We start from the raw sequence: 18,784 nt of genomic DNA on the forward strand, positions 1-18,784 counted from the left end.
CAGCTCCCCTGAAACCAAGCCGGATCCAGAGAGCTCGTTGAGTCGAAGTAGTTACCTCGTCCGCGGCTGGACTATTAGCCCGGGAGGGTTCCTGCCCTGCGCCCACTTCGTATGCAAGGATGACTTCCACCCGTTTTCGTCCGAGATCCTTGGCGACGCCAGGGTCAGGCTAACGAGGATGGTACTGCTGATCAGCATTCGAATGGGGGATGGATGTGGACGATGACAGCGTAAGCGGCTGGGTGCGGTTACTCCGCCGGGCACCGAGGTGGGCTCTGGTTGTGGGGATCGCCGTCGTGTTCACAGTCTTCATGCTTGGGATGAAACTCCTCCAGGGTGAAGAGGTGGAGCCGAGCGAGGTTGCGGTCACCGGCGTATTGGGCCTGACCGGTGGGCGGCTTGGCTCTGTGGCTGACCCGCTGGCAGCGTGCCAGGGAGAGGAAGAAGCCTGTCGGCTGGCCTACTGCAACCAGACTCAGGGAAGCAGTATCTACAGGCCGGCTCCCGGAAGGTGCGGCCGCGGAGCAGTGGATTCCCGAGTTGACCAAGATTGCCGCCCAGGAGCGCTACATGTTCTGGATCGGGCCCCTTCTGTTTGGTGCATTCGCGGCGATGGGTGTCTTCCTGACGCTCGAGAATACGGATCATCCCTGGTTCTGGGTGCTGGCCACCATCGCGTTTGCCGGTATCGCGGTCTGGTATCCGATATGGATCTCGCGGCGCAGGACACGAATCGAAGGACTTATCGCCCAGTTTCCAGACGGAGGAAGTCTTATGCCCAACGACTCTATGCCCAAAACAGACTGATCCCGGGCAGGCGCCCGTGAAAAAAAGTCGACTATTGAAGCGGTCCTGCGGTTTTCGCTTCATAGATGTCATGACGTGGCTTCTTGGCGCAGGACTAGGCTGGCCCCATGACGCCTGGTGCCGGACTGGGCCGGATTGCGGAGGTTTTCGGGGGAGCGGCGGAAATTCAAGGGCTGGAACGCGGTTCGAGTCCCACCTCGGGCACGTGTTTCCGCAGGTCAGACGATTTTTGGATTCGGACTGTTGACAATGCTTGATAGTTCCGACTTCGCAATGGTTGAGCGGTCGCGCCCTCCCGGGCAGAAGGCCTGGGAACTGTTGTTGGGCACCCCTCCGTAGGGGTCCTGGGACTAGGACTACGAGCCCCCTTGATTCGTTTGCCGCTCCTCCCACGTTTCAGGAAGCGGTTCAAGCACCCTGTCTGTACGTCGCACGACAAGTTGCCCTGAACTCCAGTATCCGAGCGTGCCGATTCCGATTCTGAGAGCGTCGGGGCCATAGGTAGCGACTGCCTGCCTGATCGCGTAGCGGTCTCCCAAGGCAATATCGCTCAATTTCAGGACTGTCTCCGGGATTCCGCCAACGACCTTCTGAGTCCAGTAGTTCACCGGGCGGCCCATGACAGGCTCCGACGTGACGGCATGAGAAACCCAGTTCGCTGCGAAGACAATTTCCACTAAGTCGTTTCGCGTTTCGGAGTCTTCGGGGTGCAGATTGTGGATCTCGGCAACGGTGAGCACATATAGGGCCGAGCGTTGCTTGAAAGCGCTTGAATCGGCGGCGGTCTGAACCGGTGTTCTTTGCGCTATAGCCACTTGGCCAGCCTTCGCGCCAATTCTTCTGGCATCCCTTAAATAGTGCTTGTTGACATGCGCGAGGAGCTCCTCAGGGGACATTTTGGAGTGAGCCCGCCGTAAGCGCGCAACTTCACGTACCGCTAATCGTTGCTGGGTCCTCACCGACGTGTCGATAGTTGTCTTGTCAACGGCTCGGCGACCGCGCTGTTCGTCAATTGCCATGCTCAGATTCCGAGTTCGTCGTTCGGCGATGGGGGTGCAAAGCGGATGAGCCTGTCTTGCTGGCTGAGCTCGAGGATAATGGAGTCCCGTACTTCGTCGACGATGGAGCCGGGTATGTCATTATCCACAGCGATCAGCTGCAGGTGGTCTTCGTACTCATTTCCGACCTCAATCAGTAGTCGGTACATGTCGCCTATCCGATCGCGATCATACCCTTCGCGTCCAGCATTGGCGGAAATGCCGTCCAGGACGAGCAACCCAGGTATCGGCAGACCCCTGTCGATGGCGACAGTATGATGGGCCAGGGCATGAGCGACATTTACAAGCGTCTTTAGCCCCTGACTTGATAGTTCGTCGAATGACCTTCCGCTGACCTCCGGTAGGAAGGTCGTTCGGTTGATTCGTACGGTTAGGAGGTCTGCCAACTGTGGAATGCGAAGTCTTTGCAGATACTCAAGAATCCGTTTCTCCAGAGCTTCGAGATTTTGGTCAGCATCGTATCGATTGGTCTCGCGGCCCTCAATAGCATGGCTGAGCTCCTCCCGCTCTTCTTCAAGTTCTCTCCGAATTTGGTCTTGATCATAATGACGCGCCAAGAGCTGTGCATATTCACGGAATTTTTCGATGTCAGCGCTTATTGTTGCTATGTCCCTCGCTTGCGAGCGGATAACCGCGGCCCTGTCCGAAACGAAGGAAGCTGTCCGCTGGTCCAACTCAGCGGCCAAGCGGTGCAGAATGATCTTGTTGGTTTCGACGTCCGACTTCGTTTTGTCGAGCGCCGATTGCCGCCATTCCATGACTCGATCAGTCTCGGAAATCTGGCTAATAATGCGGTCCTGCTCGGAGAGTAGCGCCTCGCGTGACGTCGTCGAGTTCTCGGGCAACAGGCACAAGTAGCAATGGCCGCTCTCTACCCTGTTCGGTTCAATGCCGTTGCCGCAACGGGGGCAGACGACGAAGTCGAAGTCCACGAGCCATTCGTCAGCAACGATTGCTCTAGTCAAACGAGCCGATTGGCTGATTAGCTGCCGTTTTAGTTCCTGGAGATCGGTCAGCTGTGTGGTGAGATGTGCCTCGTTAGCTTGTAGCGTGTCTTGAATATTCCTGTGCTCGAGCACTGAAGTGCGAAGATCGCCAACTTCGGCAGCGTCTACACTTTCCGAAGCAACCGTTCGCTGTTGTTGCTCAATGGACTTCAGCGCTTGTTGACGCTGCGTGATGGCTGTTTGAATCTCTGCTTCGTCAGAAAATGGCGTGCCTTCCAGGAAACGGCGGATGACTTCTGCTTCCCTGTCTAGACTGTCCAGCCTGAGTTCCACGCCTCGTCGCCTGGCTATTAGGGCCGCCAGTTCAACGTCGTAGTAGCCATAGGCAAGTTCGAAGATCCACCGACGCTTCTGGTTCTTGAATCGGTCCTTGTGACCGAATACATCTGAGTCCAATTCATCACCGGTAACGATGCAGTAGCCCAGCCAGTCAGTCATGCTCACCGCTGACAACCTCGACATCGGATCGGTTCGAGCTTCTGGGACACTAACTGCGGGCAGGGCCAGTTGGTCAAGTAAGAAGCGGCTATACGAGGATTCTGGTCCTGTTGCAGGCAGGCGAACCGCCTCATTGTCCGATGTGATTGCATTGTCGTCGTTCTTAACACGAGCGACTTCCACGGGCGCCGTCCGCGTCGTCACCAGTGGACGGTACACGTGCCAGTTGTTCATACGGAGCTGCAACGTCCCTCGCAAGGCGCGGACGTGCCCGACTTCGGGAGGCAAATTGTCAGGCACAGTGCCCAAGAGTGAGCGCAACAGCCGTACGAAGGTCGTCTTGCCCGTTGTGATGTCTCCGCGAACGAAGTTGAGCGAGGGAAAGAGCCGAACAGTCCGTCCGCCTCCGAGGAGCTCCACCTCGACGACGCGCAAACGATGGTCCTGCAGGGTACTGCCTGTTGTCGTCAATTCATGATTACTGTCTTCTGGGGACGTACTCACAGTATGTCCTCCTTCCATGTTGCATCAGCAACTTCAGGCAATTCATAAAGAAGGCCCTTTAGAGTAGTGCCAGACAAGTCAAGGTGCCTGCGAAGAATCTTGACCCGCGCCTGAAGCTCACCGAATGACTCGTCGTCCGCAAGGTTGACTGAAACGGTTTCTCCTCTTGACGTCGTACGGTAGCCGAAACCGCTGCTACCGTAGAGCGGGAGCGCTTGGATTAGACCCCGTCCAATTAGAGCTCCCAGAATGGCATAGTAGGCAGGATCCCAAGGACCATACCTATAGCGCATCATGCGGCTGTCAATTGGCGCTGTATCCTTGATTTCCAAAATTTCAGTGCGCGCCCTTAGGCCAACCTGCCTACGTTCCAGGACTCGTTCGAGGTGACGCGGGTAGCGCAGAAGGAAGTCCAGCTTGGCCAGTTTTACTCGGCCTTCCAAAGTCCGAGGACCAGTCGTCTTCCGGCTGAAACCGTCGATAAGGAGAAGCAGCCGGGCTTCCGCTTCAGGACTAGATCGATATTGCTGCCACTTCGATGATCCGCCACTTGGCGAGTGTCCGACGATAGCCCCTAGATTCTCCGTCATCAGGACTGCCACCAAAACTTGCAGGTATCAGAAACATGGCATAGGAACCCGAAGACAAGGTTGCTGTCGGCTTGAAACAATTTGTCGCTATCGAGGTGAGCCAGTTGCATCGGTTGGCTTAGCAGCTCTGCGACGACGTATTCACCAGGCTGTGATGCGATCGCCGGATTGCCCCCAGCCATCAGTCTCGCGCGAGTGGCCGCCGCATCTGCTGTTTGAAGTACTCGGCGTTCGAGACTTTCAAGAGTCGAGATCGCATCCGGCCGACTTCCTAGAACCTCTTGGCGCCCTATTTCAGCCTCTGCGCGGAGTCCTTGGGCCAAATCGAGAGTTTGTTTAGTGACGCCGGCCGCTCGCATCTTGAGTTCCAATGCACTTGTCACTTCACCATTTTTGATTCTTGCGAGCAGATCCTCCCGGGTTGCGCCCTGAAGTGGCGGGACGCGCGATAGCAGAGACGTTCGAGTCAGTGTCTGAGTGGCGAGCGACTCTATCCCCGTCATCTCCTGACTGCTGAAAGCCCTGGTGGTCTCAGGTGAACCATGGAGTTGCTCGGCAAGACGGGCGACAACCGTCGCCGTGCGGTGCTCGTTTGCCTGCGCCTGCTGTGCTGCTTCAAGGAGGCCGCCAAAAATGCTCTCGCGCTCCGGAGTCGACAGGGCTGGCCAAAGAGCTCCTATGTATTGAAGTATCACGGCGTCGATGTGGAGCCTAGTGGGCTGTTGTGGCCTGACGATCAAACGCTCTAGGAAACGATCGACCTTTCGAGCGGGCATACCCAGTTCAACGATTTTCCTCCGAAGTGCCGGGCTGGCGGTGGTAGGCGAGGAGAAAAAATTGACCGTCTCCTTGGCTTCAGCCATGGGACCTTCAAGCCACAGTTCAAAAGTGCTGATCTCAATCAGGCCATGAATCTCGGCCTCCTTGAACGATCGAACCAAGGCATCGATCCCGTGGCCTTCCGAACACACTCGATTCGCACTCCACGACCCTTTGTCGCGTGTCTTAAGTTGCGCGAAACGAAGCTTTGACTCGTAGACAATGACGATGTCTTCCACATGTTCGCAAACTATTGCCGTCGGCGGATCGATTGAGCTCAAGCAAGTTAGCCACTGCCAAACGGACTGCTTTGCTTGCCAGCGGTATCTGGAGAATGTCTCGTAGCCCGATCGGTCAGAGGCGAGCGCAGCGAGAAAGTCTGGTGTCGCAGAATTGGCCGAGAACGGAGGATGCCCATGGTCCGGCGAAGACTCATCGGTCTGGAGTTCAGACATTGGCCCCATTCCTATATCTGAGTCGGCGATTCGAGGTTTCAGCAACTGTATGACGACTCTACTTGCCACTTCCGAATGTATTTGCATTCATTTCAAATAGCCGCACGGCGCGCAGACCACGTCAGTCCGGTCGATCTGTTGGCCTGAACTCTAGGTGACCAAGATTCTGATGCATCGGACGTCCCTCTCCGAGGACACACCGCCCGTGGGCGGCGGATTCGACCGTCACCAACACGCGGAGCGCAAAATGCGAATTCTTGAATAGTCGCTCCCCGGCTGTTGCTGTCCGAACGCGAATTCACTGGCAGTTCAAGGCCACTTGCTCTGGGAGGATGGTCACATGACTACTCCTCGCTTCAATGTCGTTGACAAAGGCACGTGGCCCACACAGACGGCTGGCACGTTCACGCTGGTTATCGATAACTGGGACGACCACCATTTCAGGACTAGTTACGTCCTTCACTACGGGACCGGTGATGGGGCCACCGAGATCGGCGCCGTCAAAATTGCGCCTCGAGGCATGGCAGCGTATGACCCTCACACTGAGCTACGGCGCACATTTACCCGGCTTGACGAGCCGTTCTACTCACTCGGACAAGACCGGGAGTACTATGAAGCGCTGGCGAAGCTACCTAACGGGGTCGGGCGAGCAGCTCTCCGCGCCCTCCGGGACGTCGCCGAAGCCCCTTCCATTTTTGAACAGGTGCGTGGCGAGGATGCGTTTTCAGTCTCGCTTCTGCGCAGCCTTCCCCTCCAGACAGTAACTACCCAGTTCCGACGAATCGTCCACGGTCAAGCCCCACTGACGCCGTACAGGTTCAGCTATACACGTACCCTCCCGAATTCTACTGCGCCGCCCCTACGCCTGGAGTTCGGTGTTCACCCGGAGGTGATGCCGCCGACGAACGTGCATGTGCTCATTGGCGCGAATGGCGTCGGCAAATCGCGATTACTCCGAGACTTTGTCGCAGCAGCCAGCGGCGCAGAGTATGCTTCCGGCGTCTTCCTGGATGGGATGGCGTCAAGCCTCGCAAACTCGACGGAAGCCCCATTCGCCAATGCAGTGCATGTCGCATACTCGGCGTTCGATCGCGAAAACGCTGAAATGCCAGCGTCATCTATAAGTGGGATTGAAGTTCACGCGGTCGGCTTGTCAGATTTGGACGGGGATACGCTTGAAGAGCAGTTCCTCAAGGGGCTCAGCGAGTGCGCGGGCGGACGCCGCAAGAATCGTTGGATTGCCGCGATTGACACGCTCTCGGACTCCGACCCGATCCTTGCCGACACGATGATACGCGACCTCATCAGCTTGGACGTGGCATCTCGAAGGTCTAGGGCGCTAGAAGCATTCTCCGCAATGAGTTCGGGACACAAGATAGTGGTCCTAACGGTGACTCGCCTGGTCCAGTTCGTTGAGGAGCGATCGTTAGTATTAATTGACGAACCGGAGACTCACCTCCATCCCCCGCTCTTGTCAGCGCTCACGCGGGCAATCTCCGACCTGGTAATCGACCGTAACGGCGTCGCTATCGTAGCGACTCACTCGCCGGTCGTTCTTCAGGAGGTGCCATCTTCGTGCGTCTGGACGCTCCAGCGAAGCGGCGAAGACCTCCGTGCTTTGCAGCTCCCCACAGAGACGTTCGGAGAATCTGTCTCGCGGTTGACGTCGGAGGTCTTTCATCTCGACGTAAATCGGACTGGTTACAACCAAGTGCTTCGAGAGCTGCTTACACAGAACAATGGTTCTGCCGAGAATGTTATCGAGGCCCTGGGTGATCAGCTCGGCGGCGAAGGACGATTCGTATTGAGCGCCCTCGAATACCAGCAAGGTGAAAGTCATGTATAGCCTCGGTGTCCCAACAACGAGCTCAATCGATGCCTACGATGCGGCCGTCGGAACCATTCAAAAGATGGACAGTCGCGCACCTTTTACCAAGGCTGCGACGATCGTCCAAGCTCGATGCAACGCCTTCGATAAACTCGCAGCAGACCTGCAGTTCGATCGCGCTGAGGGCCCGCACTTTGATGTTCAGGGTTTGGGTCAGGACGCAATGTCCGACCTATACGATGTCCAATTCGCGCGGCGCATCGGAACCAAAGCGATCCGCGACGGCATCAAGAACGCAGCACCGTATAAGCTCTGTCCTTACTGTGGTGAAGGAAGCGTTGCACAGCTCGACCACTACCTCCCAAAGAAGGCTTTCGCGGGTACGGCAGTGCATCCTGCCAACCTCGTTCCAGCATGTGGAGACTGTAACTTCGCGAAGCTAGATTACAAGCCGGGGCAGACAGCCCCAGCGGTTCTGCACCCCTACTTCGACACAGCTTTCGACACAGCGTGGCTGTCAGCGACGGTTAAGCAGGGCAGGCTAGGTGTTCCCGTCGTCGCTTTTGAGGTGAGTCTCGCCAATTCGAATCCCGAGCTCGAGGCGCGACTGAATGCGCACATGGAGGTATTCAAGCTCTGGGAACGCTTCAGCGTTTGGGCTGCGCAGTCACTCAATAATTTCGAGAGGTACCTGGATGCCGAAACCATGACTCTCGACTGGGCGCGAGATCATCTCCAACGGATGGCCGTCCAAGAGTCCGGCGGTCGCGTCAATTCGTGGGAGGGCGCAGCGTATGAGGCCATGCTCGAGAGTGACTGGTACCTCACTACACGCCTGAAATTGCTGTAACCCCGTTGTATTGGGCTGCAGAAGCTCAGCTTGTGGCCCAGTTGACAAGTCAGATAAGTCAATTGCGGAGTCGTGGATTCCTGGACTCACAACCGATGAGTACAAGGGGAACCTCATATCTGACACTGCCGCGCTTGCCAAGACGCAAGTCGGTCTAAGGCTTCTCCTGATGATCCGTGACATCAGTCAGGTTGCGAGTGAATCAGGAACGCGTGAAGTCCTAAAGCAAGCGATCCTCACTCAAGGAGGGCCGTAGGGGATCAGGTACGACGGCTTCAGCGACGCACTCACTCGGCTGAAAGGCCTTGGCTTGGTTGAGTTCTGTGACACCTACGAAGGTCTTGACGACCTATCTGGACAATCCTCGAGCAACCCAATAGTGGCGGAGGATCAGTGACGAATCAATGCGCAGGGAGCCTACGGCTTCACGATGGCGGTAAACAGTCCATAGGAACTGCGCCCGGTCTTGTTGACTCCTTGACCTAGCGAGCGAGAGCTGGTGGAAGGATGTTGACCATGCCGACGGCTTCTGGGGTGGAGTTCCGCAATGGGAGTTGTGGTCGCTGAGGGCGGCGGGCTCCGCTGCGCCGTTGGTGGTGCGTGCACACTTAGTGGAGGGCCGGGCTGTCGGGTGGTCATGCAGGTGGCCCTTCGCTTCTCCATGAGATGTTCGGAAAGGAGGAACCTGCCGCAATGATGTTCGTTGATTTTCAGCATGAGGGCCGCCCCTTAGTGCGGCACTCATTTGCGGACGGTCGGGTTCCGGGTGGGCCCACTCTTCATATCGGAGCGAAATCGCGCGCAGGACAAATCTGCCCCGCCCGGACGGCCGAGTATGCAGCCTGGTTGGGGGCGCCGGAGTGGGCAAAAAAGAGGGTGTGCACAATGTGCACACCCTGGGCTTCGGACCGGGTGGTACATCGGCCGGACTGGACCGGATTGGCGATGTTTGCGGGGGAGTGGCGAGTATTCAGGGGCTGGAACCCGGTTCGAGTCCCACCTCGGGCACAGTGTTTTCCCTGTTCACGGGCTTGTGGGCCTCTGAGTGTGCACAAACTGTTCACTTATGGCCCCTGCGGGGGCCCTTTTTTGTCGTGGCCGTTGCTCTGGCCAGCTGGCTCCTTCTCTGGTTGGAGCAGCGGTGTTGCTGCTCACTCATTCATGGCCAGGAACGCCAGGAACCGCATGACTTGCTGCTGATTGGGGATCAGATCTTCTTGGCCATCGCTGTCGGCAGCCGGAACGGGACTATCCGTACGAGCTGGGTGCGCCAGACGTTTTGTGGGCATCCGGCAGGCAAGCTCCTCTACTCCAGCCACCGGGTCGGGACCGGGTTCACGACCCTAACCTGCGTGCAACTGGGCGCGGAGCGCCCTCGGCAGGCGGGCGACAGCTATATCGACGACATCGTAGTCAATGCACATAACCCGGTTGGGCTATCACTTTGGACGCCAGCCGCCGGCAACGCCGCCGAATCTGATAGCGCAAAGGGTGCCGGGATGCCGGGACGTGGGACAGAATGGGTCTATGACCCGAATCGCGATCATCGGCGGCCATGGAAAAGTGGCTAGGGAACTCTCCAAAGTCCTGGCTGCGGACGGGCAGGAGGTCACCGCCATCTTCCGCAACCCCGAACACGCGTCCGACGTCGCGGCAACCGGCGCCACCCCAGTCGTCCTGGACGTGGAGAATGCGACGACGGCGGAAATCGCCGAGGCGCTCTCGGGTCACGACGCCGTCGTATGGTCGGCCGGTGCCGGCGGCGGAAACCCCGGGAGGACCTACGCCGTGGACCGTGACGCCGCGATCCGCTCGATGGACGCTGCTGCCCAGTCCGGCGTCGGCCGCTACGTCATGGTGTCCTATCTTGGAGCCGGACCGGACCACGGAGTGCCACGGGACAACCCCTTCTTCCACTACGCGGAGGCCAAGGCCGCCGCTGACTCCTACCTGCGCGGCACCAGCCTGGACTGGACCATCCTCGGCCCCGGCGCGCTCACGGACAAGCCGGGCAGCGGCCTGATAGACGTCCAGGTCAACGAGCCCTGGCAGGCTGCCGAAACCGCCCGCGCCAACGTCGCCCTCGTCGCTGCGGCCGTACTGGAGCTGCCCGCCGCAATCGGCCGGACTATCGGGTTCCGCGACGGCAGCCAGCCCATCGCTGCAGCCCTGGAGGCGGTGGCCTAGCCCGTTCGGGGAGAGTGGGCACAAGGGGCAGCTGGCACTCATCATGGACTTCTGCTCGCCACGGCGGTCGCTGAAAAGCATCACCGTCATCTACCACCGCCTCATGGAGTCCGCGGAGAATGGCGCGGGCTTGGCGATACGGCACGACGCAGACAGCTTCGGCCGGGCACACAGGGTGGGCCTGTGTACCCGGCCGTGTACCGGATCCGCCCGCTGGCGGATCCGGAGGTGGCTTACGCCGCCAGCGGCATCGCCTCGTGGCGGGCCTCGACGACGAGCGACTGCCCGTCGACCGAGACGGCCACCTGGCCGCCAGACTGAAGGTCCGACGCCACGAACAGATCCGCGATCCGGTCGTCCAGCTCGCGCTGGATCACGCGGCGCATCGGCCGGGCTCCGTATTCGGGCTCGTAGCCGCGTTCGGCGATCCAGTCGACAGCCGTTTCGCTGACCTCGAGAGTGATGCCCTGGGACTGCAGGCGGGCTTCCGTCTGGTTCAGCATCAGCCGAACGATCCGGCGCAGCTGCGCCTGGTCCAGCTTGCGGAACAGGACGATCTCGTCGATCCGGTTGAGGAATTCCGGCCGCATCGTCTCGCGCAGCCGGCCCAGCACCCGGTCCCGCAGCGCCTTCTCTGAGCCGAAGCCGTTGCCGTCGTCGGCCTTGGATACAAAGCCCATCGCGCCGCCCTTGCTGGCCAGGAACTCCGAGCCGAGGTTGGAAGTCATGATGATCACGGTGTTGCGGAAGTCCACCATGCGGCCCTGTCCGTCGGTCAGCCGCCCCTCGTCGAGCACCTGGAGCAGCAGGTTGAACACATCCGGGTAGGCCTTCTCCACTTCGTCGAGCAACACCACGGAGTACGGGTTACGACGGACGCGTTCGGTCAACTGCCCGGCTTCGCCGTAGCCGACATAGCCCGGAGGGGCTCCGACCAGCCGGCTTACGGTGTGCCGTTCGCCGAACTCGCTCATGTCGAAGCGCACCATTGCATTCTCATCCCCGAACAACGACCCGGCCAGCGCCTTGGCGAGTTCGGTCTTGCCCACACCCGTCGGGCCGAGGAACAGGAAGCTGCCGACAGGCCTGTCCGCGTCCCCCATGCCGGTGCGGCTACGCCGGACCGCCTTCGCGATCAGCGTCACGGCGTCGTCCTGCCCGACGATCCGCTGATGCAGTTCCTCCTCGAGCCCGGCCAGGCGTTCCCGGTCGTCTTCTGTGAGCCGGCTGGTTGGGATTCCGGTGGACCGGGAGATGATCCCTGCGATTTCCGCTTCGCTGACGACCGCCTCGGCGCCTTCGGAAGCCTCAGGTGCACTGGAAATCGCAGCGGAGAGCTTCCCGTGCACTGCTTCGATCTCATCCCGCAGCCGCGAGGCCTCTTCATAGCGTTCCGTGGCGGCGGCGTCGTTCTTGGACTTTTCCAGGGTTGCGAGCTGCTCGCGAAGAACAGCCACGTCGGTCTGTGAGCCGAGTCTGATGCTCAGCCGCGCACCTGCCTGGTCGATGAGGTCGATGGCCTTGTCGGGCAGGAAACGGTCCCTCACGTAGCGTGCGGAGAGTTCGACGGCGGCGCGGATCGCCTCGTCGGTGTAGCGGACGCCGTGGTGTTCCTCGTACCGTCCGCGCAGGCCGTCGAGGATCTGTACGGCGTCCTCGATGCTCGGCTCGCCGACCTGTACGGGCTGGAAGCGGCGTTCCAGTGCCGCGTCCTTCTCCACCTTTCGGTATTCGTTCAGGGTGGTGGCGCCGACGAGATGAAGTTCACCGCGGGCCAGGCGCGGCTTCAGGATGTTTCCTGCGTCCATCCCGCCTTCCCCCGCGCCGCCGGCTCCGACGACCGTATGAAGTTCGTCGATGAACAGGATGATTTCCCCGGCGTGTGAACCGACCTCGTCCATCGCCTTGGTCAGGCGCTCCTCGAAGTCACCGCGGTACCGCGTTCCGGCCAACATGGACGGCAGATCCAGGGCAATGACGCGCATGCCGCGGAGCTGTTCGGGCACGGCGCCGGCGATGATCGCCTGGGCCAGCCCTTCGATGATAGCGGTCTTGCCCACGCCGGCTTCCCCGACTAGGACAGGGTTGTTCTTGGTGCGCCGGGCCAGGATCTCGATGGTCTGCTCGATTTCGGCACTCCGGCCGATCACCGGGTCCAGGCCGCCTTCGCGGGCACGTGCCGTGAGGTCGCTGCCGTAGGTGTCCAGGGTCGGGGTGTCAGGCCCGGCGGCAGCTGCCTGCGACAGTCCGGGCTCCGCGCCGGTCGGCGTGGCCCCACGCCGAGCGGACTGCTCGCGCGGACCGGACTGCAGGGACTCCGGCGTCACCCCGGCCGCGGCGAGCACCTGCCCGGCCGGGGCCTCCTGGTTGACGACGAGCGCGAAGAACACGTGTTCGGGATCGATGTAGGTTGAGCCGAATGCCCGGGCAACCTGGTAGGCATCGAGTAGGGCTCGCTGGGCCGACGGCGTCAGGGCCGGCGTCGTTTCCGCCCTGGCGGTTGCCTGCTCCGGGAGCCGCTCCTCGGCCGCCGTGGCGATGGCAGCAGGTTCCGCGCCTGCGTGGCGGATGTAGTCGGCGGCCGGTTCCCTCTCGACCATGACACGCAGGATGTGGAGCGCGTCCACATGGATGTGACCGTGCTGCGCGGCGAACTGTGCGGCACGCGCGAGCACGTCATGGGTGCGCCGGCTCAGCAGCCGGGTGATGTCCATCGGGTGCCCGGGGCCGGCCGCGCGCTGGCCCTGCAGGTAACGGGCAAGGAATTCGTCGAACGAGCCGTGGCCGGACTCCGCCGGCCCAAAAAATTCAGCCATGAAACCTCCGTAAGAGAGTTGAGTGTACTTGACTCAACGTTGGGAAAACGGGTTTATTCCCGGGTGCAGCGGTGGGCAGGGTGCAGACCCGGGGGAATCGGGGCGCCCCGGTGCCTGGACGCTGCTCAGGCTGAGGGGGAACCCCGAGCGAGATCACTTCTGGTCATCGTCTCGGTGGGTTGTTCGGACTAGATCATGCCTACTGGGCCATCTCCACCTGGGTCCTGATCCTGCAGGGGCTAGCTCCTCCCGCGCCATCTGGCGTGGGCTGGAACAACTGACCGGAACACGGGTCGGGCTGGGCCGCTGCAACACCAGCACCCATGCGCACGCGCTGTGGCTTGTGGGAGCCATCACGGTACTGACCTTCCTCATCAAGCCACCGTGGTGGGCAACTGTGGCCCGATGAGCACGTCATTGTCTTGGTGTTCCAGAATCACCGCCCTAGTCGCTCCTATGTACGCAGTCCACCGAGCTGTGCTGGCTGGTCGAGGGGCGGCAGGTGTGGAACCCACGTTACGAAGAAATCGTCGTCGCGCCTGTATCAGCGATCAACTGCCGCCTGATCGGTCCCGGTGGCAACACCCCCTCAGCCTGCAACAGGACCCGGGCTGCGAAAGATGTAACGGTGCACCGCGGGACAGTGGGGGAGGGGACTGGCAGAAGACTCCTTAGGCTGTCAAAGCCTGCCCAGGATACGTTCCCTGGCATCCAATGGGCCGTCAGCGGGCTCCCTGTTGCGTTCGGCGGCGGCGGTTCACGGTGTCGGAAACTGCTACGCCTATGAGGGGAAGAACGGCCCCCATAGCGGCAATGAAGGCCGGGAGGAAAAAGCTCAAATTCGCCAGCACCACCAAGGCTCCGATGCCGACGAGATCAGATGGTTGGCGTTGGCCCAGTACCCGTCGAATAAAAAAGCCCCGGCCGGCAAGGAAGAGAGCCGGGCCACCAAAAAGAAGTAGAACGGTGGCCAGATCGGGGCGGGCGGCCGGATGGCTGATCACGAGCTGATCACCAACCGCCACCAGGATCAGGCCCGCCAGTAACACGACCAAGGTGTTGCCAGCCAAAATGCCGGGCCGGAACTGATCATCGACAGAAGCAAGCTTTTCCTGAATGTCCTGTTCGAGGCCATGGAAGTAGCACCACCAGATCGCGACGCTTCCGGCCAAACAAATGGTCCCGGTCAGAAATATTAAGGGGTCTTCCAGATTGCCTGCAATCGCCAGGCCGGTTGAAAGGATCGTCTCGCCGAGCGCGATCAGGTAGAACAACCCGAACCGCTCAAAGATCCTCTCTCCCGTGAGCGGGACTCGGCTTCCTTCGGTTTTCCGGCCCGGCAACCGGTGGGCCAGCATATGGCCGCCCAGATCGATCGCGGCAGCGACACTCCAGAACATCAAACGCGGCCCCGGAGCGAAGAAGACGCCGGCAATCCAAAAAGGGGCGCTCAAACACCCCCAGATCAGTGTTCGCACGAAGTGGTCGTGGGTTGTCCGGTCAAGTCCGACAGTGAGCATCCACGCACCCCGGCCCAGCTGGGCCAGGAGATAGCTCGCAGCAAAGAGCCAGCCGAAGTCACCAAACGCTGAGCCGATTGAGGCGTTCATGAACAGTGTGACCAGCATGACGATCAGCAGCATCCACTGCACCTCAAGCCGCGAAGTGTCCAGCAATGTAGCCGACCAGGTCGTGTACACCCAAACTTTATAGACCGCAAGAAGAAGCACAAATGTCTCACCGGCCCCCACCCATGAGGGATACTCGAGCAAATGATGGGACAGCTGCGATAGCGCGAAGACAAAGACCAGATCGAAGAATAGCTCAAGGCGCGTGACCCGGTCTTCGGAGGTTGCGGAACGCATCAGCGACGTGGCACGGAACATCGGTAGCCTCCACTGGGCTAGGAGCGGACGGATGCCCCCTCCTGTTGTCGAAAGACTGACGACGGTCAGCAGAGAAGTCAAGGGGGAACTCGCCGGAGAGTCCTCCAAAAATCACCAGTTCCAGCTCGTCGTCCGTATCCTTGAGCCGTTCCTTGACCCCGGCGGCACGTCGGATGGCGTGCCGGAGTAGATCACCTTGACCTTTCCCTTGGCGAGGTCGTCGGAATGCCATTCGGGCCGCAGCTCCTCAACCGCCGTGTGCAACTTCGCGCAGATTTCCTGCGTGCCTCCCACGATCATCGCCTTGCCCGGCATCTCGATGAACTTGCCCATCCCGGCGCTGCGGTTCTCCCGATGCGCCATCAAGTCCGAGGCCAGCGCGGCGATCCGCTGACGCGAGGGCTTGAACCCGGTCGAAGACCGGGCCCAAGCCCTCGCAGCTTAGGGTTTAGTTAGCCAGTCCAACTTCTGGGGACCACCTCAGGGTGGACGTAGCCCCTCTTCTTGACCCGACAGTCGAATGTCTCCCGGCCCGGTACCGTTAGACGGCCGATGTCAGCGAACGAGGTTCAGCGCCGCGTTGACGATGGATGCTTCGTCGATGCCGTGGATCCGGTAGGCGTCCTGTAGATCAGAGGACTGCCCGAAGTCCTTTACTCCCAGGGAGATTGTGCGGTCGCCTCGGGCTCCGGCCAGGAAGGACAAGGTGTGGGGGTGTCCGTCCTGGACCGTGACGAGGGGCGCGGGGGCATGTCGTGGAAAGAGGCCGTCGATGATGTCGAATCCAATCGCCTTGGTTCCTTGGTTCAGCGAGTTGCGACGCTGGAGGGATTCAAAGACCAGGTCAGGGCTGGTGAGGCAGACGACGCCGGCCATGATGCCAAGTGCCTTCAGCCGTGTGGCCGAGGCGACGACTTCGGGCATCATTGCCCCGACGCCGACCAGAGTGACCCTATCCTCGACCGGCTCATGGTCGCTCAGCCGGTAACCGCCGGCCACCGCGTGCCTGCGGCGCCGCTCCAGCAGCACCGCGTCAGTCGGCATGGCAGCCAGGGCCTGATTCAGTGGACGGGTTGTGAGCCGGAAGTAGGCTGAGCGTCCTTCGGGAATGCCGATCCGGCTCATGGCTTCGAGCATGCACCATTCCAGATCCTGGGCGAAGGCTGGCTCCCAGGCTGTGCACTCCGGTTGCTCCAAGCCGATGGACGGGGTGGTGAGGGACTGGTGCGCGCCGCCCTCCGGTGCCAGAGTCACCCCTGACGGTGTCCCGATCAGGATGGACTGGCCGCCGGCGTACATGCCGAAGGACCACGGTTCGAGGGCGCGGGCCACGAACGGGTCGTAGATGGTGGCGATAGGAATCAGCGGCTGGCCCCAGCGGCTCCAGGTCGTTCCGAGTTCGGAGATGAGGCCCACGAGGTTGGTTTCGGCGATGCCGAGTTCGATGTGTTGGCCGTGGGAGTTTTCAATCCAGCGGAGGACCCGTTCGAGGTCGTCCGCGAACCAGTCCTGGCGTTCACCGACGGACCAGACTCCGGTCTTGTTGATCCAGCCGCCGAGGTTGGTGGAGGAGGCAACGTCGGGGCTGCAGGTGACGACACGGTGGGCCACCTCGGGCGCTGCCCGTTTCAGGTCGGACAGGAACCGTCCCAGTGCGGCTTGCGTGGAAATCCTGTCGCCGTAGCCCCATGGCAGGGAAGCTGGGATCTGGAGGGACGGGCCAGTGCGGGTTGCCGGCGCTTGAGCCGGCGGGATGCACTGGCGCAGGCCCGTTCTTCGACGGTGCCCGGCTGGAATTTGCGCCATGGATCGTCAAGGTCCATCCCTGAGGTCTCCGCCAGTGTTTCCATCTGCTCTTTGGACAGGAGCGCTGAGTGGTTGTTCGGATGCCCTTCGGTGGCAAGGCCGCGGCCCTTGATCGTGTACGCAAAGATGACGGTGGGCCGGGTGGGGTCGACCTGGTTGTAAGTGTCGAGCAGCAGTCCGATGTCGTGTCCGCCGAGATCACGTACCGCCACAGCCTGTTCCGCGGCGGTGATCGAGCTGAGCAGGGTTTCCATGGCCGGGGTTGAACCGCTGGCGCGCAGGCGGTCGAAGATCTCCGAATCGGGGGAGCGGAGCAGGCGCTGGTATTCCTCGTTGGGCATGGTCTCCAGCCGGCGGTGTAGATCCGCACCGCCGGGACGGGTGAAGAGTTCCTGCACACGGGTTCCCCACTTCCGGGTTAAGACCTGCCAGCCGGCGGCTTCAAACATGCCCTGCAGACGCATGATCTGCGAGTCGGGTACCACCCGGTCCAATGACTGCCGGTTCAAATCAACGATCCAGAGCAATTCGCCGAGTTGCGCCACGGTGGGGTCGGCGACAGCTTCCCAGATGGCGCCTTCGTCCAGTTCGGCGTCGCCCAGAAGTCCGATAAAGCGACCGGATATGCGGGATTCAGCGTACCTGTCGCTGACGAAGCGGTGTGACATGGCCGCCCAGATGGTGGCCGTGGCGCCGATACCCACACTCCCGGTGGAAAAGTCCACCGTGTCAGGATCCTTTGACCGGCTAGGGTAACTCTGCAGGCCGCCCTTCTGCCGAAGAGTGCTGAGTTTGTTTTCGTCCAAGTCGCCCAGGAGGTAATTGATGGCGTGCAGGACAGGGGAGGCGTGGGGCTTGACTGACACACGGTCCGCCTCGGTCAGCTCGGAGAACCAGAGGGAGGTCATGATTTCAATCATGGAGGCGCTGGAGGCCTGATGGCCGCCGACTTTGATGCCGCTGGTGTTGGGGCGTCCGCGGTTGGCGGCATCCACGATTGCGGCGGCGGTCCAGCGCACCCGCTGGGCGATACTCTCCAGGACTGCTGTCCTGGACGCTGCAGCCTCAGGGCCCGCGGTGCCCGAGTGCGCGGCTGTGGTCTGCAAATCTTCCACCCTCATGATGGTCTCCTGGACGAGTAAGCGTTCCCCGCCGAATTTTGGTCCTTCGGTGATGGATAGGGAACACGGTCTGCAGTTTCCGATGGATCGTGTTCTCCGGCCGGACGGACGGGCCGGTGTGGGTCGTCTGCGGGTGGTGCAACGATGGGTTTGGCGACGAGAGCCTGTATGTGCCCTCCTATGACGGCTGAAAGCCATCCCAGGCAGGCCCCGATGATGAGGGCAATGATGGTGGGCCAAAAAGACAGTTGTGTTCCGAAGAACACGGCTGTCCCGGCGAAGGCGCCGGGGATGAAGGACAGTGGCGCCCATCCGGCCTGGAGGCACATGGCCAGTGCGGCAAAAGCCACGCCAACGGCGAGAACGCCGGGGAATTGCACCCCACTGGTCAGTAGCGCTACTAGCCACCCGTAGATGACGCCGGACAGGTTGGCCGCCAACCCCTTGGAAAATCCTGCCCTGCCTCCTCCTGCGGCGAAAAAGCATGCCCATGCGACGAACGCCACCCACGTGACGAGGCCAAGTTCCACGCTTACCTGCGTCCAGATTCCTGCAAGTACGCCGACGGATATACCCACGCCGATGTATAGTTTCATGTCGATTCTCTCTATT

The 18,784-nt window shown here is 60.8% G+C and carries 14 protein-coding genes; 4 read left to right on the forward strand and 10 right to left on the reverse strand.

Features of this window, described 5'->3' with window-relative positions; translation table 11 throughout:
- Positions 1 to 540: 540 nt before the first annotated feature.
- Positions 541 to 807 (forward strand): hypothetical protein, encoded by a 267-nt coding sequence (locus ACZYZ5_RS00600; protein WP_463898430.1) that lies wholly within the window; start codon positions 541 to 543, stop codon positions 805 to 807.
- Positions 808 to 1,163: 356 nt separating this feature from the next.
- Here the strand turns inward: ACZYZ5_RS00600 and ACZYZ5_RS00605 are convergent, their stop codons facing one another.
- From ACZYZ5_RS00605 to ACZYZ5_RS00620, 4 genes are read right to left on the reverse strand one after another with little or no spacing between them, the layout of a single operon-like run.
- Positions 1,164 to 1,826, reverse strand: a complete 663-nt coding sequence (locus ACZYZ5_RS00605; RefSeq protein WP_463898432.1) for a hypothetical protein — start codon at positions 1,824 to 1,826, stop codon at positions 1,164 to 1,166.
- A gap of 2 nt (positions 1,827 to 1,828) precedes the next feature.
- The gene (locus ACZYZ5_RS00610) at positions 1,829 to 3,814 is read right to left on the reverse strand and encodes a coiled-coil domain-containing protein (protein ID WP_463898435.1); all 1,986 of its coding nucleotides are present in this window, start codon (positions 3,812 to 3,814) and stop codon (positions 1,829 to 1,831) included.
- A complete protein-coding gene (locus ACZYZ5_RS00615; RefSeq protein ID WP_463898437.1) occupies positions 3,811 to 4,404 on the reverse strand; it encodes a hypothetical protein in 594 nt (197 codons plus the stop codon). The genes ACZYZ5_RS00610 and ACZYZ5_RS00615 overlap by 4 nt, the downstream gene beginning before the upstream one ends.
- Entirely contained in the window at positions 4,404 to 5,678 is a 1,275-nt protein-coding gene (locus ACZYZ5_RS00620) for a dsDNA nuclease domain-containing protein (protein WP_463898439.1), read from the reverse strand. The genes ACZYZ5_RS00615 and ACZYZ5_RS00620 overlap by 1 nt, the downstream gene beginning before the upstream one ends.
- A 340-nt stretch (positions 5,679 to 6,018) precedes the next feature.
- Between ACZYZ5_RS00620 and ACZYZ5_RS00625 the strand changes: the two genes are divergently transcribed.
- The 3 genes from ACZYZ5_RS00625 to ACZYZ5_RS00635 all read left to right on the forward strand — a co-directional run bounded on the left by ACZYZ5_RS00625 (position 6,019) and on the right by ACZYZ5_RS00635 (position 10,543).
- On the forward strand, positions 6,019 to 7,524 hold the full coding sequence (locus ACZYZ5_RS00625; RefSeq protein ID WP_463898441.1) for an AAA family ATPase: 1,506 nt from the start codon (positions 6,019 to 6,021) through the stop codon (positions 7,522 to 7,524).
- Positions 7,517 to 8,356, forward strand: a complete 840-nt coding sequence (locus ACZYZ5_RS00630; RefSeq protein WP_463898444.1) for an HNH endonuclease — start codon at positions 7,517 to 7,519, stop codon at positions 8,354 to 8,356. The genes ACZYZ5_RS00625 and ACZYZ5_RS00630 overlap by 8 nt, the downstream gene beginning before the upstream one ends.
- A gap of 1,527 nt (positions 8,357 to 9,883) precedes the next feature.
- Positions 9,884 to 10,543: an SDR family oxidoreductase gene (locus ACZYZ5_RS00635; RefSeq protein WP_463898447.1), complete on the forward strand. Its 660-nt coding sequence runs from the start codon at positions 9,884 to 9,886 to the stop codon at positions 10,541 to 10,543.
- 233 nt (positions 10,544 to 10,776) lie between these two features.
- Here ACZYZ5_RS00635 and ACZYZ5_RS00640 read toward each other — a convergent pair whose 3' ends face one another.
- The 6 genes from ACZYZ5_RS00640 to ACZYZ5_RS00665 all read right to left on the reverse strand — a co-directional run bounded on the left by ACZYZ5_RS00640 (position 10,777) and on the right by ACZYZ5_RS00665 (position 18,768).
- Positions 10,777 to 13,359 (reverse strand): ATP-dependent Clp protease ATP-binding subunit, encoded by a 2,583-nt coding sequence (locus ACZYZ5_RS00640; RefSeq protein ID WP_463898449.1) that lies wholly within the window; start codon positions 13,357 to 13,359, stop codon positions 10,777 to 10,779.
- Between the two features lie 722 nt (positions 13,360 to 14,081).
- Positions 14,082 to 15,245 (reverse strand): low temperature requirement protein A, encoded by a 1,164-nt coding sequence (locus tag ACZYZ5_RS00645; RefSeq protein ID WP_463898451.1) that lies wholly within the window; start codon positions 15,243 to 15,245, stop codon positions 14,082 to 14,084.
- 111 nt (positions 15,246 to 15,356) lie between these two features.
- On the reverse strand, positions 15,357 to 15,578 hold the full coding sequence (locus ACZYZ5_RS00650) for a hypothetical protein (RefSeq protein WP_463898452.1): 222 nt from the start codon (positions 15,576 to 15,578) through the stop codon (positions 15,357 to 15,359).
- Between the two features lie 222 nt (positions 15,579 to 15,800).
- Positions 15,801 to 16,952, reverse strand: a complete 1,152-nt coding sequence (locus ACZYZ5_RS00655; protein ID WP_463898749.1) for a transketolase-like TK C-terminal-containing protein — start codon at positions 16,950 to 16,952, stop codon at positions 15,801 to 15,803.
- Positions 16,874 to 18,172, reverse strand: a complete 1,299-nt coding sequence (locus tag ACZYZ5_RS00660; protein ID WP_463898454.1) for a thiamine pyrophosphate-binding protein — start codon at positions 18,170 to 18,172, stop codon at positions 16,874 to 16,876. Before ACZYZ5_RS00660 ends, ACZYZ5_RS00655 begins: the two co-directional genes overlap by 79 nt.
- Positions 18,169 to 18,768, reverse strand: a complete 600-nt coding sequence (locus ACZYZ5_RS00665; protein ID WP_463898457.1) for a DUF1097 domain-containing protein — start codon at positions 18,766 to 18,768, stop codon at positions 18,169 to 18,171. Before ACZYZ5_RS00665 ends, ACZYZ5_RS00660 begins: the two co-directional genes overlap by 4 nt.
- Between the last annotated feature and the right edge of the window lie 16 nt (positions 18,769 to 18,784).

The organism is Pseudarthrobacter ribosi, from assembly GCF_055412865.1.

Coding starts and splice junctions, on each gene's coding strand:
- ACZYZ5_RS00605 (WP_463898432.1), bottom strand. CDS start 1,826: ATGGCAATTGACGAACAGCGCGGTCGCCGAGCCGTTGACAAGACAACT.
- ACZYZ5_RS00615 (WP_463898437.1), bottom strand. CDS start 4,404: ATGACGGAGAATCTAGGGGCTATCGTCGGACACTCGCCAAGTGGCGGA.
- ACZYZ5_RS00620 (WP_463898439.1), bottom strand. CDS start 5,678: ATGTCTGAACTCCAGACCGATGAGTCTTCGCCGGACCATGGGCATCCT.
- ACZYZ5_RS00625 (WP_463898441.1), top strand. CDS start 6,019: ATGACTACTCCTCGCTTCAATGTCGTTGACAAAGGCACGTGGCCCACA.
- ACZYZ5_RS00630 (WP_463898444.1), top strand. CDS start 7,517: ATGTATAGCCTCGGTGTCCCAACAACGAGCTCAATCGATGCCTACGAT.
- ACZYZ5_RS00635 (WP_463898447.1), top strand. CDS start 9,884: ATGACCCGAATCGCGATCATCGGCGGCCATGGAAAAGTGGCTAGGGAA.
- ACZYZ5_RS00640 (WP_463898449.1), bottom strand. CDS start 13,359: ATGGCTGAATTTTTTGGGCCGGCGGAGTCCGGCCACGGCTCGTTCGAC.
- ACZYZ5_RS00645 (WP_463898451.1), bottom strand. CDS start 15,245: ATGTTCCGTGCCACGTCGCTGATGCGTTCCGCAACCTCCGAAGACCGG.
- ACZYZ5_RS00650 (WP_463898452.1), bottom strand. CDS start 15,578: ATGGGCAAGTTCATCGAGATGCCGGGCAAGGCGATGATCGTGGGAGGC.
- ACZYZ5_RS00660 (WP_463898454.1), bottom strand. CDS start 18,172: ATGAGGGTGGAAGATTTGCAGACCACAGCCGCGCACTCGGGCACCGCG.
- ACZYZ5_RS00665 (WP_463898457.1), bottom strand. CDS start 18,768: ATGAAACTATACATCGGCGTGGGTATATCCGTCGGCGTACTTGCAGGA.